General features: G+C 65.1%; 26 protein-coding genes and 2 tRNA genes. 22 read left to right on the top strand and 6 right to left on the bottom strand.

The window, feature by feature from the left end; genetic code table 11:
- Positions 1 to 58: 58 nt before the first annotated feature.
- A complete protein-coding gene (gene aroA, locus AC1VV3_RS05590) occupies positions 59 to 1,381 on the bottom strand; it encodes a 3-phosphoshikimate 1-carboxyvinyltransferase (protein WP_431566756.1) in 1,323 nt (440 codons plus the stop codon).
- 204 nt (positions 1,382 to 1,585) lie between these two features.
- On the opposite strand from aroA, the gene AC1VV3_RS05585 reads away from it, so the two are divergent.
- The 5 genes from AC1VV3_RS05585 to rimM all read left to right on the top strand — a co-directional run bounded on the left by AC1VV3_RS05585 (position 1,586) and on the right by rimM (position 4,981).
- Positions 1,586 to 1,906 carry a TIGR02300 family protein gene (locus tag AC1VV3_RS05585; protein WP_132263650.1) on the top strand — a complete coding sequence of 107 codons (321 nt, stop codon included), beginning with the start codon at positions 1,586 to 1,588 and terminating at the stop codon, positions 1,904 to 1,906.
- A gap of 376 nt (positions 1,907 to 2,282) precedes the next feature.
- Positions 2,283 to 2,358 (top strand) — tRNA-Ala (locus AC1VV3_RS05580).
- A gap of 190 nt (positions 2,359 to 2,548) precedes the next feature.
- Positions 2,549 to 3,994, top strand: a complete 1,446-nt coding sequence (gene ffh, locus AC1VV3_RS05575; RefSeq protein ID WP_314464444.1) for a signal recognition particle protein — start codon at positions 2,549 to 2,551, stop codon at positions 3,992 to 3,994.
- A gap of 30 nt (positions 3,995 to 4,024) precedes the next feature.
- Positions 4,025 to 4,453: a 30S ribosomal protein S16 gene (rpsP, locus tag AC1VV3_RS05570; RefSeq protein ID WP_132263646.1), complete on the top strand. Its 429-nt coding sequence runs from the start codon at positions 4,025 to 4,027 to the stop codon at positions 4,451 to 4,453.
- A gap of 18 nt (positions 4,454 to 4,471) precedes the next feature.
- Positions 4,472 to 4,981, top strand: coding sequence for a ribosome maturation factor RimM (gene rimM / locus AC1VV3_RS05565; protein ID WP_132263644.1), 510 nt, complete (start codon positions 4,472 to 4,474; stop codon positions 4,979 to 4,981).
- A gap of 48 nt (positions 4,982 to 5,029) precedes the next feature.
- Here rimM and AC1VV3_RS05560 read toward each other — a convergent pair whose 3' ends face one another.
- Positions 5,030 to 5,329, bottom strand: coding sequence for a hypothetical protein (locus AC1VV3_RS05560; protein WP_134095391.1), 300 nt, complete (start codon positions 5,327 to 5,329; stop codon positions 5,030 to 5,032).
- A 101-nt stretch (positions 5,330 to 5,430) separates the two neighbouring features.
- Here AC1VV3_RS05560 and AC1VV3_RS05555 point away from each other — a divergent pair, with 101 nt between their 5' ends.
- The 4 genes from AC1VV3_RS05555 to AC1VV3_RS05540 all read left to right on the top strand — a co-directional run bounded on the left by AC1VV3_RS05555 (position 5,431) and on the right by AC1VV3_RS05540 (position 8,193).
- On the top strand, positions 5,431 to 6,348 hold the full coding sequence (locus AC1VV3_RS05555; protein ID WP_431566729.1) for a LysR substrate-binding domain-containing protein: 918 nt from the start codon (positions 5,431 to 5,433) through the stop codon (positions 6,346 to 6,348).
- Between the two features lie 61 nt (positions 6,349 to 6,409).
- On the top strand, positions 6,410 to 7,156 hold the full coding sequence (gene trmD / locus AC1VV3_RS05550) for a tRNA (guanosine(37)-N1)-methyltransferase TrmD (RefSeq protein WP_132263640.1): 747 nt from the start codon (positions 6,410 to 6,412) through the stop codon (positions 7,154 to 7,156).
- Positions 7,153 to 7,521: a 50S ribosomal protein L19 gene (rplS, locus tag AC1VV3_RS05545; protein ID WP_132263638.1), complete on the top strand. Its 369-nt coding sequence runs from the start codon at positions 7,153 to 7,155 to the stop codon at positions 7,519 to 7,521. The genes trmD and rplS overlap by 4 nt, the downstream gene beginning before the upstream one ends.
- Positions 7,522 to 7,920: 399 nt before the next feature.
- Entirely contained in the window at positions 7,921 to 8,193 is a 273-nt protein-coding gene (locus AC1VV3_RS05540; RefSeq protein WP_132263636.1) for an HU family DNA-binding protein, read from the top strand.
- A 159-nt stretch (positions 8,194 to 8,352) separates the two neighbouring features.
- On the opposite strand, the gene AC1VV3_RS05535 is transcribed toward AC1VV3_RS05540, so the two are convergent.
- On the bottom strand, positions 8,353 to 9,186 hold the full coding sequence (locus AC1VV3_RS05535) for a hypothetical protein (protein WP_314464434.1): 834 nt from the start codon (positions 9,184 to 9,186) through the stop codon (positions 8,353 to 8,355).
- A 28-nt stretch (positions 9,187 to 9,214) separates the two neighbouring features.
- Complete coding sequence (locus AC1VV3_RS05530; protein ID WP_134095394.1) at positions 9,215 to 10,039, bottom strand: TrmH family RNA methyltransferase; 825 nt, start codon at positions 10,037 to 10,039, stop codon at positions 9,215 to 9,217.
- A 163-nt stretch (positions 10,040 to 10,202) separates the two neighbouring features.
- Here AC1VV3_RS05530 and AC1VV3_RS05525 point away from each other — a divergent pair.
- The 4 genes from AC1VV3_RS05525 (at position 10,203) to AC1VV3_RS05510 (ending at position 12,989) form a co-directional block, all read left to right on the top strand.
- Positions 10,203 to 10,288: transfer RNA gene (locus tag AC1VV3_RS05525), tRNA-Tyr, on the top strand.
- A gap of 205 nt (positions 10,289 to 10,493) precedes the next feature.
- Positions 10,494 to 11,243 (top strand): phosphatidylserine decarboxylase, encoded by a 750-nt coding sequence (locus tag AC1VV3_RS05520; RefSeq protein ID WP_132263631.1) that lies wholly within the window; start codon positions 10,494 to 10,496, stop codon positions 11,241 to 11,243.
- Positions 11,244 to 11,326: 83 nt separating this feature from the next.
- Complete coding sequence (locus tag AC1VV3_RS05515; RefSeq protein WP_134095457.1) at positions 11,327 to 12,136, top strand: CDP-alcohol phosphatidyltransferase family protein; 810 nt, start codon at positions 11,327 to 11,329, stop codon at positions 12,134 to 12,136.
- Between the two features lie 382 nt (positions 12,137 to 12,518).
- A complete protein-coding gene (locus AC1VV3_RS05510) occupies positions 12,519 to 12,989 on the top strand; it encodes a hypothetical protein (protein WP_132263629.1) in 471 nt (156 codons plus the stop codon).
- A gap of 15 nt (positions 12,990 to 13,004) precedes the next feature.
- On the opposite strand, the gene AC1VV3_RS05505 is transcribed toward AC1VV3_RS05510, so the two are convergent.
- Positions 13,005 to 13,274: a hypothetical protein gene (locus AC1VV3_RS05505; protein WP_431566731.1), complete on the bottom strand. Its 270-nt coding sequence runs from the start codon at positions 13,272 to 13,274 to the stop codon at positions 13,005 to 13,007.
- Positions 13,275 to 13,669: 395 nt separating this feature from the next.
- On the opposite strand from AC1VV3_RS05505, the gene rpsB reads away from it, so the two are divergent.
- Positions 13,670 to 14,425 (top strand): 30S ribosomal protein S2, encoded by a 756-nt coding sequence (rpsB, locus tag AC1VV3_RS05500; RefSeq protein WP_132263625.1) that lies wholly within the window; start codon positions 13,670 to 13,672, stop codon positions 14,423 to 14,425.
- Positions 14,426 to 14,626: 201 nt separating this feature from the next.
- Positions 14,627 to 15,550, top strand: coding sequence for a translation elongation factor Ts (gene tsf, locus AC1VV3_RS05495; protein WP_132263623.1), 924 nt, complete (start codon positions 14,627 to 14,629; stop codon positions 15,548 to 15,550).
- Between the two features lie 77 nt (positions 15,551 to 15,627).
- Here the strand turns inward: tsf and AC1VV3_RS05490 are convergent, their stop codons facing one another.
- Complete coding sequence (locus tag AC1VV3_RS05490) at positions 15,628 to 16,236, bottom strand: NAD(P)-dependent oxidoreductase (RefSeq protein ID WP_431566732.1); 609 nt, start codon at positions 16,234 to 16,236, stop codon at positions 15,628 to 15,630.
- Positions 16,237 to 16,291: 55 nt separating this feature from the next.
- Here AC1VV3_RS05490 and AC1VV3_RS05485 point away from each other — a divergent pair, with 55 nt between their 5' ends.
- From AC1VV3_RS05485 to AC1VV3_RS05455, 7 genes are all read left to right on the top strand, one after another.
- Positions 16,292 to 16,723, top strand: coding sequence for a winged helix-turn-helix transcriptional regulator (locus AC1VV3_RS05485; RefSeq protein ID WP_132263619.1), 432 nt, complete (start codon positions 16,292 to 16,294; stop codon positions 16,721 to 16,723).
- A 69-nt stretch (positions 16,724 to 16,792) separates the two neighbouring features.
- Positions 16,793 to 17,980 (top strand): acetyltransferase domain-containing protein, encoded by a 1,188-nt coding sequence (locus tag AC1VV3_RS05480; protein ID WP_431566733.1) that lies wholly within the window; start codon positions 16,793 to 16,795, stop codon positions 17,978 to 17,980.
- Between the two features lie 117 nt (positions 17,981 to 18,097).
- Positions 18,098 to 18,820 carry a UMP kinase gene (gene pyrH / locus AC1VV3_RS05475; RefSeq protein ID WP_132263615.1) on the top strand — a complete coding sequence of 241 codons (723 nt, stop codon included), beginning with the start codon at positions 18,098 to 18,100 and terminating at the stop codon, positions 18,818 to 18,820.
- Between the two features lie 3 nt (positions 18,821 to 18,823).
- Complete coding sequence (gene frr, locus AC1VV3_RS05470) at positions 18,824 to 19,381, top strand: ribosome recycling factor (RefSeq protein ID WP_132263613.1); 558 nt, start codon at positions 18,824 to 18,826, stop codon at positions 19,379 to 19,381.
- 28 nt (positions 19,382 to 19,409) lie between these two features.
- Positions 19,410 to 20,105, top strand: a complete 696-nt coding sequence (gene uppS, locus AC1VV3_RS05465; protein ID WP_134095400.1) for a polyprenyl diphosphate synthase — start codon at positions 19,410 to 19,412, stop codon at positions 20,103 to 20,105.
- A complete protein-coding gene (locus AC1VV3_RS05460; protein ID WP_132263609.1) occupies positions 20,092 to 20,865 on the top strand; it encodes a phosphatidate cytidylyltransferase in 774 nt (257 codons plus the stop codon). Before uppS ends, AC1VV3_RS05460 begins: the two co-directional genes overlap by 14 nt.
- A 5-nt stretch (positions 20,866 to 20,870) precedes the next feature.
- Positions 20,871 to 22,022 carry a 1-deoxy-D-xylulose-5-phosphate reductoisomerase gene (locus tag AC1VV3_RS05455; protein ID WP_132264193.1) on the top strand — a complete coding sequence of 384 codons (1,152 nt, stop codon included), beginning with the start codon at positions 20,871 to 20,873 and terminating at the stop codon, positions 22,020 to 22,022.
- The last annotated feature ends 1 nt before the right edge of the window (position 22,023 follow it).

Genomic DNA, 22,023 nt, shown 5'->3' with positions numbered 1-22,023 from the left:
CTGTCAGGCGGGGCGCCCGCGTGGAAGAACGCGGCGCCGCCAGCCTGCAAGAATGCCCTTATCCGGCCAGCGTGGCCAGCAGGTCCTCGAAATTGGGGAAGCTGGTGGCGATCGGGCGCGTGTCGTCCACTTCCACGCCGCCGCTGCTGACGAGGCCGGCAATCGCCATCGACATGGCGATACGGTGATCGAGGTGGGTGACGACTTGCGCGTCGCCGGCCGTGCCGGGCAGGGGCTTGCCGCCGGTGCCGGTGATGACGAGGCCGTCTTCGCGTTCCTCGATCCGGGCGCCGGCCAGCGTCAGGGCGACGGCCATGGCGGTAAGGCGATCCGATTCCTTCACGCGCAATTCGTCCAGCCCGCTGGTGACGGTAACGCCCTCGGCAAGCGACGCCGCCACGAAGAGAACGGGGAATTCATCGATCATGGCAGGCGCGATGGCGGGATCGACTTCGATGCCCTTGAGCTGCGAATGCCTCACCAGAAGGTCCGCCACCGGCTCTCCGCCGACTTCGCGCGCGTTCAGGAATTCGATCTGGCCGCCCATCTGGCGCAGCACTTCGACAAGGCCGGCGCGCGTCGGGTTGAGGCCGACGTTCTCGATCACGACTTCGCTGCCCGGCGTGACGAGGGCGGCGACGATGAAGAAAGCGGCGGAGGAGGGGTCACCCGGTACGTCGATGACTTGCGGCTTCAGTTCCGCCTCGCCCTTGATGGTGATGACGCGGGTGCCGTCCGCCTCCACGGTGACCTCAAGGTCGGCGCCGAAGCCCTTGAGCATGCGCTCGGAGTGGTCGCGCGTCGGCACCGGCTCGATCACGGTGGTGGTGCCGGGTGTATTGAGGCCGGCGAGCAGGATCGCGCTCTTCACTTGTGCAGAGGCGACGGGCAGGCGGTAAGTGATCGGCACGGCCGGCGAGGCGCCGCGCACGATCAGCGGGAGGCGGCCTCCTTCGCTGGCTTCGAAACTCGCACCCATTTCGGAGAGCGGATCGATCACGCGGCCCATCGGGCGCTTGGAGAGCGAGCCGTCGCCCGTGAAGCTGACAGTGATGGGGTGGCTGGCGACCAGGCCCATGAGCAGGCGGGTCGAGGTGCCGGAATTGCCCATGTCGAGCGGACCCTCGGGCTGGAGCAGGGCGCCCACGCCCACGCCGCTCACCCGCCATTCACCGTCTCCCACGCGTTCCACCGTGGCGCCCATGGCGCGCATGGCGGCGGCGGTGGCCAGCACGTCCTCGCCTTCCAGCAGGCCGGTCACGCGCGTTTCGCCCACGGCCAGCGCGCCCAGCATGATCGAGCGGTGGCTGATCGACTTGTCACCCGGCACGCGGATCTTGCCCTTGAGCGGTCCTGCGGGCAGGAAACGGCGGGGGCGCATGGGGGTGGTGTCGTCGTGGCTCACGGGCGTGCTTCTCTCGATACTGGAGGGGCGCAAAATCGCCGGGCTTTTGACAGCGGGTGCGGCCTATGGCAAGGCGCGCGCCCTGATGGTGCCGGGACGCTTGATTTTGCGCGCCGGCCCTCCCATCAAGATACGAAATTCACGCCCGTTCCTTTCGAGCGGGCAATATGAGGACATTTCATGGCAAAGCCTGAGTGGGGCGCCAAGCACGGCTGCCCGAAATGCGGCACCCGCTTCTACGACCTGGGCAAGGACGACCCGGTCACCTGCATCGAGTGCGGCCATTCGTGGCACCCGGAGCCGGTGCTGAAGTCCAAGCAGCCGATTCCCTATGAGGAAATCCAGAAGAAGGAAGTGGTCGAGACCGAAGATTCGGATCTGGCCGAAGAAGATCTGGATATCGACGACGACGGCGATTCGCCGGACAACGACGTCGACCTCGGCGGTGACGACGATCTCGGCATCGGTGCCGGCGACGACGACGGCGACCGGGACGAGTAAGTCTCGGATCGAGTTCAAGGAAAAGGGCGCGGCGCTTCGGCGGCCGCGCCCTTTCTCGTTTTGGTCCGGCAGATTCGATTCCATCCTTCGTCATTGCGAGCATAGCGAAGCAATCCAGGGGAGCCCTACACCGCTCTGGATTGCTTCGCCGGCTTCACCTCCTCGCAATGACGAAGGGCAAAGGCCGCGAAGCGAAGGAGGCTGCAGAGGGGCGGGGGTGCGCTTTCGGGCCGCTTTCCGGAAAATGACAGGCCCGTGAAAATTTCCTCTTGCCAGTCCGGTGAACCCAATCTAGAGGGCGGCCTCCCAAGCGGAGGCGCAAGTCGCCGTGACGGAAACGGATCGGACCTCCCAGGATCGATCCGATGAAATGATTGGGGCCTTAGCTCAGCTGGGAGAGCGCCTGCATGGCATGCAGGAGGTCAGCGGTTCGATCCCGCTAGGCTCCACCATTTCAACATTGCAGTTTCGCGGGAACGCGACACGCTGGCTGACGAGGTTTCGTCCGCCGGCGTTTTTCGCATAACGTCCCGTCACGCCGGTCAGCGAGGTTTCGCCCACCGGCGTTTTTGGCGTTCTGGCGGTTCGACCCGTCGATGAGGAATTTTGGCATGTTCGCCGCGAGTGACGTTAGGAGCGAGAATGTTTGACTCCCTTTCGGATCGTCTTGGTGGCGTTTTCGACAAGCTGCGCGGTCGCGGCGCGCTCAAGGAGCAGGACGTTCGCGATGCCATGCGCGAAGTCCGCATCGCGCTGCTCGAAGCCGATGTCGCGCTTCCCGTCGTGCGCCGCTTCATCGACCAGGTTACAGAGAAGGCCGTGGGCCACTCGGTGCTGCGCTCGGTCACGCCCGGCCAGCAGGTCGTCAAGATCGTCAACGATGCCCTGATCGAGATGCTTGGCGGCGAAGAGACCGCTGAACTCGACCTCAATGCCGCGCCTCCGGTCGTCATCATGATGGTCGGCCTCCAGGGCTCGGGCAAGACCACCAGCACGGCCAAGATCGCCCGCCTCCTTCGTGAGAAGCAGGGCAAGAAGGTCCTGATGGCCTCGCTGGACGTCAACCGTCCGGCCGCGCAGGAACAGCTTCGCGTCCTGGGCGAGCAGGTCGGCGTCGCCACCCTGCCGATCATCCCGGGCCAGCAGCCGACCGAGATCGCCACCCGCGCGATGCAGTCGGCCAGGCTCCAGGCCGTCGACGTGCTGATGCTCGACACGGCCGGTCGCCTCCACGTCGACCAGCAGCTCATGGACGAGATGAAGGCGGTTGCCGCCATCGCAACTCCGCGTGAAACGCTGCTCGTGGTCGACTCGCTGACGGGTCAGGACGCGGTCAACGTTGCGCAGTCGTTCTCCGGCGAAGTCGATCTCACCGGTGTCGTGCTCACCCGTATGGACGGTGATGCGCGCGGCGGTGCGGCGCTGTCGATGCGCGCCGTCACCGGCAAGCCGATCAAGTTCGCAGGCACCGGCGAGAAGATGGAGGCCCTCGAGGTCTTCCACCCCAGCCGCGTCGCCAACCGCATTCTCGGCATGGGCGACATCGTCTCCATCGTCGAGAAGGCCGCCGAAGCGGTCAAGGTCGAGGACGCCGAAGCGCTGGCCAAGCGCATGGAGCAGGGCAAGTTCGACATGAACGACCTGCGCATGCAGCTGGGCCAGATGCAGAAGATGGGCGGCCTGGGCGCGCTGGCCGGCATGATGCCGGGCATGAAGAAAGCCAAGGCGGCGATGCAGGCTTCGGGCATGGACGACCGCGTGCTGCTGCGCATGGATGCGATCATCGGCTCGATGACGCAGAAGGAGCGCGTCAATCCCGCGCTGCTCAACGCCAAGCGCAAGATTCGCGTCGCCAACGGCTCGGGCACCCAGGTGCAGGACGTCAACAAGCTCCTGAAAATGCACCAGGAGATGTCCAAGGCCATGAAGCAGATCAAGAAGATGGGCGGCCTCAAGGGCCTTGCCGCGATGTTCGGAAAAGGCGGCCTCGATGCCGCCATGCCCGGGCTTGGTGGCGGCATGGGTGGGGGCGCCGGCGGCATGCCGGGCCTCGGTGGTCCCGATCTCAGCAAGTTTCTGAAAAAGTAATTCTCGAAGATTTGAAGGAAAGGTAGAGCAATGTCCGTTTCGATCCGTCTGTCGCGCGGTGGCGCGAAGAAGCGTCCTTATTACAAGATCGTCGTCTCCAACTCGCGCGCTCCGCGCGACGGCAAGTATCTTGAGCAGGTCGGCACCTACAACCCGGTCCTCCCCAAGGAAGACGAGAACCGCGTGCGCCTGGTCGAAGACCGCGTGCGTTACTGGCTCGGCGTTGGCGCCCAGCCGACCGACCGCGTTGCCCGTCTGCTCGACAAGGCCGGCATCAAGGAACGCGCCGCCACCGTGAACGCCCAGAAGGGTGAGCCGGGCCAGAAGGCCAAGGACCGCGCCGAGGAAAAGGCCGAGAAGCTGCGTGAAGCTGAAGAAGCTGCCGCTGCTGCTGCAGCCGCTCCGGCCGCTGAAGAAGCGCCTGCCGAAGCAGCTGCTGAGGAATCGACCGAAGCCTAAGCTTCAGGTTGAATCCAGATGGCTGGTCAAGACCGCCCCGTCACGCTTGCTGCCGTAACCGGCGCGCACGGCGTGACGGGCGAGGTTCGCCTCAAGCTGTTCGGTGAAGGCGTGGCGGCGCTCAAGCGCTACCGCGCCTTCACCGATTCCACGCTCACGCTCACCAAAGTGCGCGATGACGGCAAGGGCGGCGCGATCGCCCGCTTCGAAGAAGTGCTCGATCGTAACGCGGCGGAAAAGCTGCGCGGTACCGCGCTCACCGTTCCGCGCTCGCAGATGCCGGAACTGGCGGAAGGCGAGTATTATCACGCCGACCTGCTGGGTCTGCGCGCCGTTTCCGACGCGGGTGACGAGCTGGGCACTTGCATAGCGGTCGAAAACTTCGGCGCCGGCGACGTGATCGAGATCGAGCGTCCGGCAGGCGAGGACGGCAAGCGGCGCCGCTTCATGGTGCCGATGAGCCCGGCCGCCGTGCCCGAATGGGATCACGAACGGGTGGTGGTCAACGCCGCCTTTGCGGAAGAATAAGGAAAGGCCGCCTCCGGGCGGCCTTTCTGCGTCAGGGGCCTTGGTTCCTCAGGCGAGCGCGGGGTCGGTGCAGGGCTGTGCGGCTTGCCGCGGGGCCTGACTGCCATCGGTCGGAGCGATCAGCGGCGTTACGGCCGCCAGACTGGAGCCGGCCAATACGCCTGCTAGAATGGCGATGGTCGTCAGCCTCGCCTTTCGTGCCAGCGCCGTTTCCAGCCGCGCCTTGCGCCCGATCCAGCCGGGCAGGCGCTTGGCCTTGGCGGCGAGCGTTACGAGGCCGCGATCCGCATCTTCGGAAAACCGGGCATGGCCGGCGTTCCATTGGCGCATGAAATGTTCGTCCTGCATTGTCCGGTTCCTCCTTCGGATATCCGGAATCTGCGCGTCGCAGCGCCTCTTTGCCAACAAACCCTCTGGTAGCAGCCATAAGGCTGCCTTATCGTCGGGCCATGGACCGCCTGCCGCCCCTGACCGCCGTTCGCGCATTCGAAGCCGCGGGCCGGCACGAGAATTTCTCCCGTGCCGCCGAGGAACTGGGCATGAGTCAGGCGGCCATTTCCTATCAGATCAAGCAGTTGGAAGACCGGGTCGGCAAGCCGCTGTTCGTGCGGGAGAAGGGCCGGGCGCGGCTATCGGATGTCGGGCGCAGGCTGTTGCCCGCGCTGTCCGGTGCGTTTGCCGCGATGACGGATGCTTTCGCCGCCGTTCGCAGCGAAGAAGAGGACGTGCTGGCGATCAATGCCTCGGTATCGCTTGGCGCAAGCTGGCTCAGCACGCGCATCGGCCGCTTTCAGCTCCGCCATCCCGACATTGCCGTCCGCATGTCGCTTTCGAACGAAGTGATCGATTTCGCGACTTCGAACTACGATGCCGCGATCCGGGGCGGCGCGGGACGTTGGGAGGGGCTGCGCAGCGAATTCCTGTTCCGGCAGCACTATTCGCCGATCTGTGCACCGAATTTCCTGGAGCGCCACAGGATCACGCGGCCGGAAGACTTGCTGGCGGTGGAGCGCTTCGCCCCTAACGATCCTTGGTGGGCGGCCTGGTTCGCGGCCGCCGGCGTGGGAACGCCGCCGCCGCCGTCCCGGCGCGGCTTCATGTTCGACAACCAGCTCCAGGAAGGCAGCGCGGCCCGCGAAGGCTTCGGCATAGCCCTGATGACACCACTGATCTGGCGCGAGGACCTGGCGGCGGGGCGTCTGGTCCAGCCGTTCGCGACGATGTTCCTGCCCGGCACCGGCCATTGGCTGGTCCACCCGGAGCAGCGCGTGGGTGTCCGCAAGCTGGAACGCTTTCGGGAATGGCTGCGCGACGAAGTGATGCGCGACCGGGATTTCCTGCCGCCCGAAGTATGGGAACCCTTCTGAGCGGCACAAAATCCCGCCCGGCCTCTTGTCGCCGCCGCCGAATTGGGCTTTGCGCGACAGCATGACTTTCAACGCCACCGTTCTCACCCTCTATCCGGAGATGTTTCCTGGCTCGCTCGGCGTCAGCCTGGCGGGCAGGGCGCTTGCCGAGGGCAAATGGGCCATGAACCCCGTGCATGTCCGCGATTTCGCGGCCGACAAGCATCGCACCGTGGACGACACCCCCGCAGGCGGCGGCGCGGGAATGGTGCTCAAGGTGGATGTGCTGGCGGCGGCTATCGACCATGCCCGCAGCATCAATCCGGCCGCGCCGGTCATCGCCATGACACCGCGCGGCAAGCCGATCTCGCAAGCCCGCGTGCGCGAGTTGGCGGAGGGCTCCGGCGTCACCATCCTGTGCGGCCGGTTCGAAGGTTTCGACGAGCGCATTTTCGAGGGCCGCGACGTCGAGGAGATGTCGGTCGGCGATGCGGTGCTTTCCGGCGGCGAACCCGCGGCGATCCTGCTTCTCGACGCTTGCATTCGCCTGCTTCCCGGCGTAATGGGCGCGGCTTCCAGCGGGACCGAGGAATCGTTTGAGGACGGTCTTCTCGAATACCCGCAATATACCCGACCCACCGAGTGGGAAGGGCGCACGATCCCTGAAGTGCTGCGATCGGGGGATCATGCGAAGATCGCCGCCTGGCGGAAACAACAGGCGGAGGAAGATACACGGTCACGCAGGCCGGACCTTTGGGAACGTCGCAGTGACGTTCGGGGCCAGTCTGCCTCTGGTGCGCGGCGCAAAAACGAGGACTTAGGTTCATGAACCTGATTCAGCAGATCGAGGCCGAGGAAATTGCCAAGGCCGCCAAGGAAATCCCGACCTTCCGTCCGGGCGACACCGTCCGCGTCGGCGTGAAGGTTGTCGAAGGTACCCGTACCCGCGTCCAGGCTTACGAGGGCGTGTGCATCGCGCGCTCGAACCGTGGCATGGGTTCGAACTTCACCGTTCGCAAGATGAGCTTCGGCGAAGGCGTCGAGCGCGTATTCCCGCTCTACTCGCCGAACATCGACTCGATCACCGTGGTTCGCCGCGGCGTCGTGCGTCGTGCCAAGCTGTACTACCTGCGTGGTCGTACCGGCAAGCGCGCTCGCATCGCCGAGCGTCGCATCAACGACGTCCAGGGCTAAGCTCCGGCATCGTGTCCGCCTCTTGCAGGCTGGACAACTTGAAAGGCGGTTCGGTTTCGAACCGCCTTTTTTGTGTCTCCGCCTGGATGACAATTACGGTTATCGACTTGATTCCGCGAAGCGAATCAGTCCACGCCGGCAAAATGAACCCGCGCGGCCCTTCTGTTGTTCGACGCAATGCCTTTCGGAAAGAGGGCAGGCGTCGCACGGTCGATCATGCTGCGTTGCACAATTCAGGAATCGTCATCTGAATGGCGGAAAAACGCGATAAAGTGCCAGTTTTGGCTTTGTTTAGCCTTTGACACCGCGCGCAAAAACCGCTCAATTCCGTCGCGTTTAGAGGCGAGTCCGAATATCCCGACACATCCGATTCAACAGAAAGGTTAGGGGGTACCCATAATGAACAAGAACGATCTTATCAGCGCCGTAGCAGACTCGAGCGGTCTTACCCGTACCGATGCCACCAAGGCCGTCGAAAGCGTGTTCGACGCCATCTCCGGCGCGCTGAAGTCCGGCGACGAAGTTCGCCTCGTTGGCTTCGGCACTTTCTCGGTTGCCAAGCGCAAGGCCTCGACCGGCCGCAACCCGCGCACCGGCGAACCGATGGAAATCAAGGCTTCGGCTCAGCCGAAGTTCAAGGCCGGCAAGGGCCTCAAGGACGCTGTCAACTAAGCATCCTTGTAGCCTGCTACGCCTCGCGGGCTGAAAAGATTACGCCGCGCCAACTTTGGGTTGGCGCGGCGTTTTTCGTTGTAGCGGTCTGTTTCGCGGAGGATGCCGCCGGGACCCAGGCCAGGCAGGACCTGCGCCGAGGCGCCGGCCCTCTCCGGTTCAGGGCATCAGTTTGACCAGAGCCGTCGGTGCGGCGGGCGTCCGGGGGTCTATCTTCCACACGAGCGCCTTGCCATTGGCAGCCGCCTGAGGGCCTTCATCGGTGTTGTTGGCCAGGATCTCGCCATCGGTCGTCACGGTGAAGGTGCCGTCGGCCTCGGTGGTGCCGGGCATGGCATCGCCCTCCTTTTCATTGGCCAGGCCGCTCATCATGGCCCCCATGCCCGTCGCGCCGCCCTGGGGTCCGAACGATGGTGCATCCACGCGCACCGAGCCGTCCCGGCGCAGCGAGAGCTGGACGAACCGATTGCTCATCGCAAAGCCCTCGATGGTCGGGAATGCGAAATCATGGTCGAGCCGGCCGGTCATCGCGAAATCGACATCGAACTTGCCGTCTCCCATGTAGACGGCCTTGTTCCAACCGACCTGGCGGCGGAGCTTCTCGGCCACTTGCTCCCCGGCTTTCGGATCGCTGGGATCCAGCCCGCCCAGCAGCATTTGCGCGGCCTGAGCATCGCTCTTCTTCTTTTCCTCGTTGGACTTCTCCCAATCGGTCTTCTGCTGGGCGAGTTCCTCCTCGGTGCAGGGGTGCTCGTTGTAGTCTTCGTCGTGGCACGCTTCCGGCGCGAAGACCTTGGGCTTGGATGCCTGGAGAGGCACCATCACGATTTCGCCGGCATAGCGGAAGGTGAACGTGCGGTTCTTGCGCAAGTCCAGCGTCGAGGTGAATTTGCCGGGTGCGAAGATGCACGCTGCCGCCAGCAGGGCGAGGGCGGTGACGCCCAGCCCTGCCAGCAAGCGGCGCCCCAGGGGGCGCCGTTCGACTTGGTTCATGATGAGTGCCCCTCTTGCGTTCGGATCGTCAGCCGCGGGTCGCCGCGGCGTAAAGCGCGATGGCAGCGGCATTGCTGACATTCAGGCTTTCCATCGCATCGCTGATCGGCAGCTTGGCGACGGAGTCGCAATGCTGGGCGATGTTGTGGCGCATGCCGTCACCTTCGGCGCCGAGCACGAGCGCGACCGGTCCGGCAGGAAGCGCTTCGCCGAGAGTCGACTGCGCGGCGCCGTCGAGGCCGATGCGCCAGTAGCCGGCTTCCGCGATTTCCTCGAGCGCGCGGGCCAGGTTGACCACGCGCACCCAGGGAAGGACTTCCAGCGCACCGGAAGCGCTCTTGGCCAGGGTACCCGATTCGGGCGGCGCGTGACGGTCCTGCGTGACGATGGCGCAGGCATTGAAGGCCGCCGCCGAACGCATGATCGCGCCGACGTTGTGCGGGTCGGTTACCTGGTCGAGCACGACGACGGGGCGCGAGGGATCGCCATCCAGCACATCGTCGATGAAGATATCATCGAGCGGTGCGCATTCGAGCACGAGGCCCTGGTGCGGAGCGTCGCGTGCGACGAGGCGGGCGAGATCGGCTGGCTGGGCCCATTCGACGGGGAAGTCGGCCGGCAATTCGCCGTCGAGCGATTCCACGCCCTCACGAGTCGCCCAGAGCTTGCGATGGCTGCGATTCGGATTCTTGAGCGCGGCCTCCACGGCGTGGCGACCCCAGAGCCGAACCATGCCGGTGCTCGCTCTGCCGCTGCCACGGCCGTTCTTCATCCGGCCTGCGCGGCCGCGCAGCGCCTTCCCGGAGCGTCCGCCTTCGCGGTCGCCTTCTTGCCGGTCGCTACGATTGGTCATGAAAACTGTCCTTTTTGGAAAAACTATGCCGCTCCTGCCATTCCCCCCATTGACAGGCAAGGCCGCGTTCTACATAGGCGCGCTCCTCGGCAGCGAGGCTCTGGTTTCGGAGCTTCAACACAACGGGTTTTTCGAAAGAAGAACCCCCGCCAGCAACTGGTGTGGACAGGTGGCCGAGTGGTTAAAGGCAGCAGACTGTAAATCTGCCCGTGCAAGCGTACGCTGGTTCGAATCCAGCCCTGTCCACCACCGGTTTCCCTAACAGGACATTCCCTTCGGGGCTCCCCTCCAGCTACAGCATCGAACGAGATAACCGTGCCGTGCCGCGTATCGCGGCGGACAGGGTGCCATGTGGCGTATCGCGCTGGAAACTATCCCCGGCCGTCGGCGCGGATGGGAACATGCCCTTCTTCCCGGCATTGCGGGAGGGGTGGACACTGACTAGAGGATGGTGATGCCCGGAGAAATTCTCGATAATCAGGGACGCGGCGAAGCGTCCTGGAGCTGGCCTTCCATCCACCCGGAAGGCCGCAAGTTCGGCGCCATCGCCGGTGTCGTGGCCCTGATCGGCTGGATCGTGTTCGGTCCGCTGGTCGGTTGGCCGCTGGCGCTGCTCACGGTCTGCGTGCTGGCCTTCTTCCGCGACCCCGTGCGCGTGACGCCGCAGGACGACCGTTATATCGTCGCACCGGCCGATGGCCTGGTGACGCTTATCGGCAAAGTCTCTCCGCCGCGCGAACTGACGGTCGAGGATGGCAGCGGCTCGCAGCCTATGTCGACGGAACCGGTTACCCGCATCTCGATCTTCATGAGCGTCTTCGACGTCCACATCAATCGCAGCCCCATCGGCGGCACGGTGCGCCGGGTGATCTACATCCCCGGCAAGTTCCTCAATGCCGACCTCGACAAGGCCAGTGAAGAGAACGAGCGCCAGCACATCCTGGTCGAGCGCGGCGATGGACTGCGCGTCTGCTTTACGCAGATCGCCGGTCTGGTCGCGCGCCGCATCGTTCCGTTCGTGAAGCCGGGCGACATGATCGCCTCCGGCCAGCGGATCGGCCTGATCCGCTTCGGCAGCCGCGTCGACGTCTATCTCCCCGCAGGAACGGAGCCCAAGGTGCTCATGGGCCAGCGGATCGTCGCCGGTGAAACCGTGCTGGCGGAACTCGGTTCGGCGCCGGTGATCGAGGGTATCTCGCAGTGAACGGCGAGCCCGACGGAATCCAGGGCGGCGAGTTCGAGGGCGATGGCCTTCGCGTGCGCCGCCGCCTTGCCGGCGGGCTGCCGATGCGCGTTTTCGTTCCCAATGCGATCACGGCCGCCGCGCTTTGCTCCGGCCTTACCGGTATCCGTTTTGCGATCGGCGGCGATTATGAACGGGCCGTGCAGGCCATCATCCTTGCGGGCCTGCTCGACGGCATCGACGGCCGCGCGGCGCGCCTGCTCAAGGCGCAGACGCGTTTCGGCGCCGAGCTGGACAGTCTGGCCGATTCGATTTCGTTCGGTGTCGCGCCGGCGCTGATCGTCTATCTCTGGACGCTTCACCAGCTGCCCAGCCTGGGATGGATTGCCGCCCTGGCTTTCGCGATCTGCTGCGTCCTGCGTCTGGCGCGCTTCAATTCCCGCCTCGACGAGATCGATCAGCCGCATAAGGACGCCGGTTTCCTGACCGGTGTTCCGGCGCCGATCGGCGCGGGGCTGGCGTTCCTGCCGATGTATCTGTGGATCGCGAGCGGGGTGCCGGAATTCGCCAATCCCATCGCGGTCAGCGTCTGGATGGTGGTGATCGCCTTCCTGATGATCTCCAGCCTGCCGACGCTCAGCTGGTCCCGCATGAGTCCGCCGCCAAGCCTTCGCGTCGGACTGATCGCGCTGGTCGGCCTGACCGTGGCGGCGCTGCTGACCGAGCCCTGGTTCACGCTGGCCGTGATTACCATTGCCTATCTGGCGCTGATTCCCATCGGCATCGTCACTTACATGAAGATCAGGCGGCGAGGTCCGTCGCCGGCAGTTCCATCCCCGGCCATTCCAGTCCCGGGCGTTCCGCCGCAGTCCACTGCGACTGACGGCGAGGACGGACCGAACGGTCCTTTCTGAGCGTGGCGAGCGCGGGCAGGGGCACGCGTTCGATCGCTTTCCAGACCAGAAGAGTGCTGTCCGGGCAGCCACGCAGCTGCGCCGGCAAGGACCGCGCCGCATCCGCGTGGCGCAGCCAGCTCGTGGCGATGACATGGGCCGAAACAATCGCGGCCACAGCGAAGATACAGGCAGCAAAAGCAGTCATGACCGTTCCTTTCGAACCATCATCCATGGCCTCCTTGGTCTGCCGAAGAGCAGCGCCTGTGGACACCTTGTGGAAAATCCAGAATCGTTCTATTAATGTTCCTGTGATCTCGTTGTTCTCAATTTGTTCTCCGGCTGTCAAGCAGGAATCGTCCAGGCCTTCGCTGAGCGTAAAGCGCGCGCTGCGGGGGGCGGCATGAGCGGAGAAGCCGTCGATCGTCTGGCCGAGCTGGAGGGCTTGCGCGACTGGTGCGAGAGCAATCAGTTCGATCTGGAGGAAATTGATTCGAGCGAACTCGTCCTGACCGATCGCGAAGCGGGGAGCGTCTGGTCGGTATTCGGCGTCGACGACTGGATCCAGATCAAGGGTCTGGTTCTGGACGAAGTCGAACCGGGATCGGCCTTATGCCTGACTCTCGCGCGCTTGCATGACCGGTTGCTGGGCTGCCGGTTTTCAGTCGACGCGCAGCAAGGCCTCATCATCATCGTCGATCTCATGCCCTCCTGCCGAACCGCTGCGGCAATCGGCGAGGCGGTCATGCAGATGCAGGCAATCATCGATCATACGAGCGAACTGCTGGAGGATGTCATCGAGCGCGAGATGGAGGCCGATGACCGGACCATCGACCAGGCGTTCGGACTGGAAGGCTCGCGGCGCCTGCACTGATTCGCTAATGTCAGGTCAGGCGGCCCGATGATGGGTTAGGCGGCGCGGAATATGCGGCGCGGGCTTTGGAGCGAGCAGGCGGCGGCGGACTGCAGGGGGGCGGCGCGGGGCACGATCTCCCGGCAATACGGCACCCCGTCTCCAGCGCACGGAGTCTCCGGCTTCAAGGTCGATCTGGCGTTTCAGGTTGCGCAGTGCGGGCAGGGCAGCGCGGTAGCTCTTCCAGATCGTCATGAGCGCCAGAGCGGCGCCGATTCCGAACAGGATGGATGAAACGACGGTCATCGATTGCGTCCTTGAATTCGCGACCCCCTCAGGCGCTGTCCTTGAAAGATCCCTTCTGCTGTGCCGATCGCTGGCGCCGGATGGAACTGCGCCAGAAGCGCCGGCAGCTTGGGGATTACCCTGTGGAAAAGCAGTGGAAGCCCTGTAGTTTCCGGCCTTGGCCGCCAAGTCTCGCGCTCTGCGACGAAATGCCTTGTCGGGACGCCGGATTGGGGCTGGTGTTTTCCGGCAAACGGCGCTAAGGGCGGCCCCGCTCGGCGAAAGGTGTCGAATTCGCGTCACCCGCGACTCGGGCAATCCACATGGAAAGCGCACATACCGGTGCTAGGCGGCCAGGGATCGATATCCCCGCTTGGTTCCTGCTTTCCAGAGGTTCAACCGGAAGGAATTACATTATGGCGGCTCCCGTCGTCACCATGCAGCAGCTCATCGAAGCCGGCGCGCACTTCGGCCACCAGACCCACCGCTGGAACCCGCGCATGAAGCCGTACATCTTCGGCGCGCGCAACGGCATCCACATCATCGACCTTTCGCAGACCGTGCCCCTGATGGCCCGCGCTCTCGAGTTCGTTTCGGCCACCGTCCAGGCCGGCGGCAAGGTGCTCTTCGTTGGCACCAAGCGCCAGGCTCAGGAGCCGATCGCCCAGGCCGCCCGCGCTTGCGGTCAGCACTTCGTCAACCATCGCTGGCTGGGCGGCATGCTCACCAACTGGAAGACCATCTCGGGTTCGATCAAGCGCTTCAAGGCTCTTGAAGAGCAGCTTGCCGGCGACACCACCGGTCTGACCAAGAAGGAAGTCCTTCAGCTCACCCGCGAGCGCGACAAGCTTGAGCTCTCGCTCGGCGGTATCCGCGACATGGGCGGCATCCCGGACGTGATGTTCGTGATCGACGCCAACAAGGAAGAGCTGGCCATCAAGGAAGCCAACGTCCTTGGCATTCCGGTCGTTGCCGTGCTCGACACCAACGTGAACCCGCAGGGCATCTCGTTCCCGATCCCGGGCAACGACGACGCCAGCCGCGCCGTTCGTCTGTACTGCGAAGCCGTTGCTCAGGCCGCCACCAAGGGTGGTCGTGACGCGCTCGTGAACAGCGGTGCCGATCTCGGCGCCATGGACGTGCCGGTTGCCGAAGAGACCGTCGAGGCCTGATAGGTCCGGCGACGACTTTTTCGTCATGGAATTGTCGCGCGCCGGGTCCAATGGGCCTGGCGCGCGTTAATTTTATGGGCCGCTGTGCGACCCGGGCATTTCATGGGCCGCAACGCGACCTGGGCATTTTCGGGTCGCATCGCGATCCGAGGATTTTAAAGGCCGTGCTACACGGTCCCACCAAGCAAGAGGATTTGAGCGATGGCTTACACCGCCGCTGACGTGAAGAACCTGCGCGAGCGCACTGGCGCCGGCATGATGGACTGCAAGAAGGCCCTGGACGAAACCGGTGGCGATCTCGAAGCCGCCGTCGACGCGCTGCGCGCTCGCGGTCTGGCCGCTGCAGCCAAGAAGTCCAGCCGTACGGCTGCCGAAGGTCTGGTCGGCGTTGCCGTCACCGGCACCAAGGGCGTTGCCGTCGAAGTGAACTCGGAAACGGACTTCGTTGCGAAGAACGACCAGTTCCAGGACTTCGTCCGCAACACCACCGAAGTCGCCCTCGGCGTTGCCGGTGACGACGTGGAAGCGCTCAAGGCCGCTGCCTACCCGACCGGCGGCACCGTTGGTGACGCGCTGACCAACAATGTTGCGACCATCGGCGAGAACCAGCAGGTTCGCCGTCTGAAGACCGTCGAAGTCGCTCAGGGCCTGGTCATCCCCTACATGCATAACGCTGCCGCGCCGAACCTCGGCAAGATCGGCGTTCTCGTCGCGCTCGAATCGGAAGCTTCGGCTGACGTTCTCGAAGCCCTCGGCAAGCAGATCGCGATGCACATCGCCGCTGCCTTCCCGCTGGCCCTCAACGCCGACGACCTCGACGCCGAGCTGATCGAGCGCGAGCGCAAGATCGCCCAGGAAAAGGCCGCCGAATCGGGCAAGCCCGAAGCCGTGCAGGCCAAGATGGTCGAAGGCGCGATCGCCAAGTACGCCAAGGAAAACGCTCTGCTCTCGCAGGTCTTCGTCATGGACAACAAGACCCCGATCCAGCAGGTCGTCGACCAGGCCGGCAAGGAAGCCGGCGCCAAGATCGTGCTGAAGGACTACGTCCGCTTCCAGCTCGGCGAAGGCATCGAGAAGGAAGTCACCGACTTCGCAGCCGAAGTGGCTGCTGCTGTCGCCGGCTGATCCTTCGCGGATACCGAAATAAGAAAAGGGCCGGTGAGCTTAGGCTTCCCGGCCCTTTTTCTTTGCGCGGTGCAGGGTCAGTAGGCGGCGGTGAACCTCGCGCGGCTGTGCCGGTGTGCTTCCAGTTCGTCGACCATGGCGATGGCGTAGTCGGCAAAGCTGATCTTGCTCTCTCCGGCTTCGTCCGTGAGGAGCAGGTCGCCCCCCGTGCGGTAGGCTCCCGTGCGCGGGCCTTCGAAGATCAGCGCGGCGGGGGAGAAGAAGGTCCAGTCCACATCGTCGACCTGCCTGAGCGCGTCGAGGAAAGTGATGCCGCCGGTTGCAAAGGGCTTCCACTCTTCCGGGAAATCCGGCGAATCGATGAGCCGCTTGCCGGGCGCGACTTCGAGGCTGGCGGCACCGCCGGTGACGAGGAGGCGGTGGACCCCCGCCTTGCGGAGCGTGCCAAGCAGTGTGTCGGCGGAGACATCGAAGTGGAGCGCGCTGATCACCGCATCGTTGCCGGCGATGAGCGGGGCGAGCGCCTCGGGGTCGGAGGCGTCGCCGGCCGTGGCGGTCACGCCTTCTACCGACGGAATCTTCGCAGGATTGCGCGCGATGGCGAGAACCTGATGGCCGCGCGCGGCGGCCTCCCTGGCGATTTCCGATCCGGCGCGGCCGCTGGCGCCGAGGACTGCAATCTTCATTTCCGGATACTCCACTGGTTTCCAATAGTGACCAAGTGTGTCATGGAGCGTGGCCATGCAAGAAGGCACTTTCAGCGCACCGGGTTACCCCGAGGGAACCGGTGACCGTCTCCCGGACGTCTACGCGGCGAACTGTCCGACCCGGCAATTGCTGGATCGCATTGCCGACAAATGGAGCGTGCTGATCCTGACCACCCTGGGTTCTCGGGAGATGCGTTTCAACGCTCTGAAACGGCGGATCGACGGGATTTCCCAGAAGATGCTGAGCCAGACCCTCCGCTCGCTGGAGCGTGACGGACTGGTCGTGCGCGCGGTCGTGCCGACGGTGCCGGTGACGGTCAGCTATGCCATCACGCCGCTGGGACGTGAATTGCTCGCCGCGCTTCAAGCCATGATCGACTGGGCCGAACGGCGCATGGCCGACGTAAGGCTGGCGCAGCTTGCTTACGACGTTCGCGAAGAGGAACTGGCGGGCCTGGCTCTGTAAGAAGCCAGGATCGCATGCGATCTGCGTTGCAGGGTTGAAATGATATAACGTTACTGTACTGCGCGAGGCATGAGCCGAGCCGATCTCCTATCCCTGCCGCAGCACGAAGCCGTGCGTCCCATGCCGGGTCCGCGCATCATGGCCATCGATGCCCTGAGGGGGCTCGTCATGCTGTTGATGCTCGTCGATCATACCCGCGAGTTCTTCTATCTCGATCGGCAGGTCACCGATCCCATGAACCTCGATGTCACCGATCCCGCGCTGTTCCTTACGCGACTTGCGGCGCATCTCTGCGCGCCGGTCTTCGTCGTACTGACCGGCGTATCGGCCTGGCTCCATGCGCGCGGCGATGCGGCGCGGGCCGGGGCTTTCCTGGCCAAGCGCGGGTTGTTCCTCATCGTGCTGGAAGTGACTCTGGTGAACTTCGCCTGGACTTTCGACCCGGCGCCCGAGACCTATTTTCTCCAGGTCATCTGGGCGATCGGCCTGTCGATGCTGGCCTTGGCCGCGCTCATCCATCTGCCACGCGCCTGTGTCGCGGGCCTGGGCGGGGCGCTCATATTGGGGCACAACCTCCTCGACGGCATCACGCTGGCGCCGGACGCGCCCGGGCATGCCCTCTGGGCGATTCTCCACCAGCGCGACCTGATCGCGCTGCCCTGGGGCGCGGCGGCGCGCACCTCCTATCCGGTTCTGCCCTGGATCGGGGCGATGGCGATCGGCTATGCCGCCGGGCCGTGGTTCGGCCGCGAGGCGAACCCGAAGATGCGGGGCAGGGCGCTCCTTCTGTTTTCAGCCGGAAGTCTGGCCCTCTTCGCCCTGCTGCGCGCAGCGACGGGATACGGTGACACCCAGGCCTGGACCGTCAGCGGAAACATGCCGCGCGATGCCATGGCCTTCGTGAACCTCACCAAGTATCCGGCCTCCGCCTGTTTCCTGCTGCTGACCCTTGGCATAGGTGCCTCGCTGCTCAACCTGTTCGAACGCGCGGAACACCGCGGCGCCGGTGCGGCGATCCGGTGGCTGGCCGTGCTGGGCGGGGCGCCGCTGTTCTTCTACCTCGTCCATCTCTATCTGCTCCACGCGGCCAACCGCGCGGCCGGTGCGGTGATGGGCGCGCAGGGCCTGACAAGCGTGCCTTCGGTGGGCTGGATCTGGGCGCTGGCAGCGCTCACCGCGGTCCCCTGCTGGTTCGCCACGCGCTGGTTCGCCGGGGTCAAGCGCGCCAGCCCCGCCTGGTGGATGCGCTACCTATGAAGGGGTAGGAGGGGCCGCCGCGCAGACCGGGCGCGGTCATCCACAAGCTCGCCCCTTGGCAATCGGCCCGCGCGCTCCTAAAGCCGGGCGGTCCTGCCCAGAGGAGATTGTGCGGCCATGAGTTCTTCCCCTTACAAGCGCGTCCTGCTGAAACTGTCGGGCGAGGTCTTGATGGGAAGCCAGCAGTTCGGAATCGATCCCGAATTCGTCGCCGAACTTGCCAAGGAAGTGAAGGCGGCCAAGGAAACCGGCCTGGAGGTCTGCCTCGTCATCGGCGGCGGCAATATCTTCCGCGGCATGGCCGGCGCCGCGCGCGGCATGGACCGTGCGCAGGCCGATTACATGGGCATGCTGGCCACCGTCATGAACGCCCTGGCGATGCAGAATGCGCTCGAGCAGCTCGGCGTCGAGACCCGCGTGCAGTCCGCCGTGCAGATGGACCAGGTCTGCGAGCCGGTGATCCGCCGCCGTGCCGAGCGTCACCTGGAAAAGGGCCGCGTGGTGATCTTCGCCGCCGGCGTTGGCGCACCTTATTTCACCACCGATTCGGGCGCTGCCCTGCGCGCCGCCGAAATGCGCTGCGACGCTCTCTTGAAGGGCACCAGCGTCGACGGCGTCTATGACAGCGACCCCAAGACCAATCCGGATGCCAAGCGCTACGATTCGGTCGATTACGACACCGTCCTCGCCGACAACCTGAAGGTGATGGACGCCTCCGCCGTGGCCCTGTGCCGCGACAATTCCATTCCGATCGTCGTGTTCTCGATCCGCGAGAAGGGCAATCTCGCCACTGTTCTTGCCGGTGGCGGCACCAAGACGATCGTCCAGAAGGGAGCCTGAACAATGGCCAAGTACGACAAGGCGGATCTCGAACGCCGCATGACCGGCGCGATCGAAGCGCTGAAGCACGACCTTTCGGGCCTGCGCACCGGCCGCGCCAACACCGCGCTGCTGGAGCCGATCATGGTCACCGTCTACGGTGCCAACACGCCGATCACGCAAGTCGCCACGATCTCGGCGCCCGAACCGCGCATGCTTTCGGTGCAGGTCTGGGACAAGACCAACATCGGTCCCGTCGAAAAGGCGATCCGTTCGGCCGGTCTCGGCCTCAACCCGATCAATGACGGCAACACCCTGCGCCTGCCGATTCCCGACCTGACCGAGGAACGCCGCAAGGAACTGGCCAAGCTCGCCGGCTCCTACGCCGAAAAGGCCCGCGTCGCCGTGCGCAACGTGCGCCGCGATGGTATCGAGAACCTGAAGGCGGACGAGAAGAAGAAGGAAATCTCGGAAGACGAGCGCAAGCGCGGCGAAACCGAAGTCCAGAAGCTGACCGACGACATGATCAAGTTGCTCGACGAGGAATTCGGCCGCAAGGAGAAGGAAATCCTCGGCAAGTGAGGCTTAGCCTCGCCGCGAGGGAGACCTGATGGCCAAGGAAGAACCTGCGAAAGTCGTGGCGCGCCACGTTGCCATCATCATGGATGGCAACGGGCGCTGGGCGAAGAAGCGCCACTTGCCGCGTGCGCTGGGTCACCAGCGCGGCGTCGAATCGGTTCGCCGCGTGGTGCGCGGCGCCCGGGAGATGGGGCTGGAAGCGCTGACGCTCTACGCCTTCTCCACGGAGAACTGGCGGCGGCCGGAGGAAGAAGTCTCCGACCTCATGAGCCTGATGAAGCGCTTCATCCTCTCCGATCTGGACGAGTTTGCAGCGGCCGGTGTCCGGCTGAAGATCATCGGCGATTACAAGGCCTTCAAGCCCGATGTGGTCGAACTGGTCGAAGGTGCCGTCGCGCGGACGGCCGGCAACACCGGCACCACGCTGGCCGTGGCGCTCAATTACGGTTCACAGGACGAGATCGCCCGCGCCGCCAGCAAGGCAGCCGCGAAGGGCCCGATCACGCCCGACACCATCGCTGCCGAACTCGATACGGCGGACATGCCCCCGCTCGATCTGCTGATCCGCACTTCGGGCGAAGTTCGGCTGTCGAATTTCCTGCTCTGGCAGGCGGCCTATGCGGAAATGATGTTCACCGAAGTGCTCTGGCCGGACTTCACCGCCGAGCACTTGCGCCAGGCCCTGGAAGATTTCACCTCCCGCGAGCGACGCTATGGCGGACGCTGACCCCGGCAGGAAGAAGTCCGACCTGGGCGTGCGGACGGCCTCGGCCGTGGTCATGCTGGTCGTGGCCGGCGGCGCGCTGTGGCTGGGAGGGGTGGTCTGGACCGCCTTCGTCTGTGCCGTGGCGCTCGGCGTGCTCTGGGAATGGGTCAAGCTGGCCCGCGGCGGCACGCAACATCCCGGCGAGCGCGCGGCCTTCAACTTCGGCGGCATGCTCTATGTGGGCATCGGCGCCGCGATGTTGCTGTTCCTGCGCAACCCGGCTTTCAGCCTTGCGCCGCTGCTGACGATCCTGCTGGCCGTGATCGGCGTCGATGTCGGCGCCTATTTCACGGGACGCTCGCTGGGCGGCCCGAAGATCGCACCTTCCATCAGTCCGTCCAAGACCTGGTCCGGCCTGCTCGGCGGCGTCCTTGGCGCCACGCTGGTCCTGTTCGGCGCCGCGCGCTTCTGGCAGGAGGGGCTGATCTCGGTCCATCCGCAGGGCAATGCGGCGGACGGCCCCGCCTGCTTCGGGATGCAGCCCTGTTGGTACCTGACGGCCAATGCGGTGCCGCTTTTCGCGACCTGTCTGATGACCGGCATACTGCTGGCCGTCTGCGCGCAAGCCGGCGATTTCTTCGAAAGCTGGATGAAGCGCCGGGCCGGGGTGAAGGACTCGGGCCACTTCATTCCGGGCCATGGCGGTTTCTTCGACCGTCTCGACGGCTTGCTGGCCGTGCTTTTCGTGCTAGGGCTGATGATCCTTTTCCAGCCGCGATGACCATGATGCGCACCATTTCCGTTCTCGGAGCCACCGGCTCCATCGGCGCCTCGACGCTGGACCTCGTTCGCCGCCATCCGGCGGACTGGCGCGTCGTGGCCCTGACCGCCAACGGCAACGTGCCGGAACTGGCCAGGCTTTCGATCGAGCTGTCCGCGCAAGTCGCGGTCGTCGCCGATGAGACGTGCCTGCCCGCCTTGCGGGAGGCCCTGGCCGGGACCGGGATCGAAGCCGCCGGCGGCCCCGCCGCGCTGGTGGAAGCCGCCTCGCGCGGCGCCGACGTCACCGTGGCCGCCATCGTCGGCTGTGCCGGCCTCGCGCCCACCATGGCAGCGATCGAGCAGGGCGGGGTGATCGCGCTCGCCAACAAGGAGGCGCTCGTCTCGGCGGGCGAAGTGATGACCGCGGCGGTGGAGCGTCACGGCGCAACCCTGCTGCCCATCGATTCCGAGCACAATGCGATCTTCCAGTGCCTGCAGGGCAACAGCCTCGATCACGTCCGCTGGATCACGCTGACGGCCAGTGGCGGTCCGTTCCGCGACTGGTCGCTCGACCGGCTGACGCTGGCGACCCCGGCACAGGCGGTAAAGCATCCGAATTGGGACATGGGCGCGAAGATCAGCGTCGATTCGGCGACGATGTTCAACAAGGGCCTCGAACTGATCGAGGCGCACTACCTCTTCCCGGTCGGGCTGGACCGGCTGCGTATCATCGTCCACCCGCAGTCCGTCGTTCATTCGATGGTGGAGTATCGGGACGGGTCGACCCTGGCGCAGCTCGGGCCTTCCGACATGCGCGTGCCAATCGCTTCCGCGCTCGCCTGGCCGGAGCGGATGGACACGCCCTGCGCACCGCTGGACCTGGCCGAAATCGGTGAACTGACGTTCCGCCGCCCCGACGAAGTGCGGTTTCCCGCCACGCGTCTGGCCAGGGAAGCGGCCGAGGCGGGCGGCGCCATTCCGGCCGTGCTCAACGCTGCAAACGAAGTGGCCGTGGCCGCTTTCCTTGGCGGTCAGATTCCGTTCACGCGCATCGCCGCACAAGTCGAGGACGTGCTCGGGGCCTATGCGCCGCCCGCGCCCTCCAGCCTGTCGGATGTTCTGGCGGTTGACGGCGAGGCAAGAGCAAGGGCAAGCATGCTGGCCGGGACTGCGTGAC

This window comes from Novosphingobium sp. BL-S-34 (assembly GCF_056857015.1).
The sequence above is the reverse complement of the archived record's forward strand: the minus strand, read 5'-3'. Positions and strand labels throughout refer to the sequence as shown.

Excerpts from the sequence above, each read along its gene's own strand:
- aroA (WP_431566756.1), bottom strand. The coding sequence starts at position 1,381 with ATGCGCCCCCGCCGTTTCCTGCCCGCAGGACCGCTCAAGGGCAAGATC.
- AC1VV3_RS05585 (WP_132263650.1), top strand. The coding sequence starts at position 1,586 with ATGGCAAAGCCTGAGTGGGGCGCCAAGCACGGCTGCCCGAAATGCGGC.
- ffh (WP_314464444.1), top strand. The coding sequence starts at position 2,549 with ATGTTTGACTCCCTTTCGGATCGTCTTGGTGGCGTTTTCGACAAGCTG.
- rpsP (WP_132263646.1), top strand. The coding sequence starts at position 4,025 with ATGTCCGTTTCGATCCGTCTGTCGCGCGGTGGCGCGAAGAAGCGTCCT.
- rimM (WP_132263644.1), top strand. The coding sequence starts at position 4,472 with ATGGCTGGTCAAGACCGCCCCGTCACGCTTGCTGCCGTAACCGGCGCG.
- AC1VV3_RS05560 (WP_134095391.1), bottom strand. The coding sequence starts at position 5,329 with ATGCAGGACGAACATTTCATGCGCCAATGGAACGCCGGCCATGCCCGG.
- AC1VV3_RS05555 (WP_431566729.1), top strand. The coding sequence starts at position 5,431 with ATGGACCGCCTGCCGCCCCTGACCGCCGTTCGCGCATTCGAAGCCGCG.
- trmD (WP_132263640.1), top strand. The coding sequence starts at position 6,410 with ATGACTTTCAACGCCACCGTTCTCACCCTCTATCCGGAGATGTTTCCT.
- rplS (WP_132263638.1), top strand. The coding sequence starts at position 7,153 with ATGAACCTGATTCAGCAGATCGAGGCCGAGGAAATTGCCAAGGCCGCC.
- AC1VV3_RS05540 (WP_132263636.1), top strand. The coding sequence starts at position 7,921 with ATGAACAAGAACGATCTTATCAGCGCCGTAGCAGACTCGAGCGGTCTT.
- AC1VV3_RS05535 (WP_314464434.1), bottom strand. The coding sequence starts at position 9,186 with ATGAACCAAGTCGAACGGCGCCCCCTGGGGCGCCGCTTGCTGGCAGGG.
- AC1VV3_RS05530 (WP_134095394.1), bottom strand. The coding sequence starts at position 10,039 with ATGACCAATCGTAGCGACCGGCAAGAAGGCGACCGCGAAGGCGGACGC.
- AC1VV3_RS05520 (WP_132263631.1), top strand. The coding sequence starts at position 10,494 with ATGCCCGGAGAAATTCTCGATAATCAGGGACGCGGCGAAGCGTCCTGG.
- AC1VV3_RS05515 (WP_134095457.1), top strand. The coding sequence starts at position 11,327 with ATGCGCGTTTTCGTTCCCAATGCGATCACGGCCGCCGCGCTTTGCTCC.
- AC1VV3_RS05510 (WP_132263629.1), top strand. The coding sequence starts at position 12,519 with ATGAGCGGAGAAGCCGTCGATCGTCTGGCCGAGCTGGAGGGCTTGCGC.
- AC1VV3_RS05505 (WP_431566731.1), bottom strand. The coding sequence starts at position 13,274 with ATGACCGTCGTTTCATCCATCCTGTTCGGAATCGGCGCCGCTCTGGCG.
- rpsB (WP_132263625.1), top strand. The coding sequence starts at position 13,670 with ATGGCGGCTCCCGTCGTCACCATGCAGCAGCTCATCGAAGCCGGCGCG.
- tsf (WP_132263623.1), top strand. The coding sequence starts at position 14,627 with ATGGCTTACACCGCCGCTGACGTGAAGAACCTGCGCGAGCGCACTGGC.
- AC1VV3_RS05490 (WP_431566732.1), bottom strand. The coding sequence starts at position 16,236 with ATGAAGATTGCAGTCCTCGGCGCCAGCGGCCGCGCCGGATCGGAAATC.
- AC1VV3_RS05485 (WP_132263619.1), top strand. The coding sequence starts at position 16,292 with ATGCAAGAAGGCACTTTCAGCGCACCGGGTTACCCCGAGGGAACCGGT.
- AC1VV3_RS05480 (WP_431566733.1), top strand. The coding sequence starts at position 16,793 with ATGAGCCGAGCCGATCTCCTATCCCTGCCGCAGCACGAAGCCGTGCGT.
- pyrH (WP_132263615.1), top strand. The coding sequence starts at position 18,098 with ATGAGTTCTTCCCCTTACAAGCGCGTCCTGCTGAAACTGTCGGGCGAG.
- frr (WP_132263613.1), top strand. The coding sequence starts at position 18,824 with ATGGCCAAGTACGACAAGGCGGATCTCGAACGCCGCATGACCGGCGCG.
- uppS (WP_134095400.1), top strand. The coding sequence starts at position 19,410 with ATGGCCAAGGAAGAACCTGCGAAAGTCGTGGCGCGCCACGTTGCCATC.
- AC1VV3_RS05460 (WP_132263609.1), top strand. The coding sequence starts at position 20,092 with ATGGCGGACGCTGACCCCGGCAGGAAGAAGTCCGACCTGGGCGTGCGG.
- AC1VV3_RS05455 (WP_132264193.1), top strand. The coding sequence starts at position 20,871 with ATGCGCACCATTTCCGTTCTCGGAGCCACCGGCTCCATCGGCGCCTCG.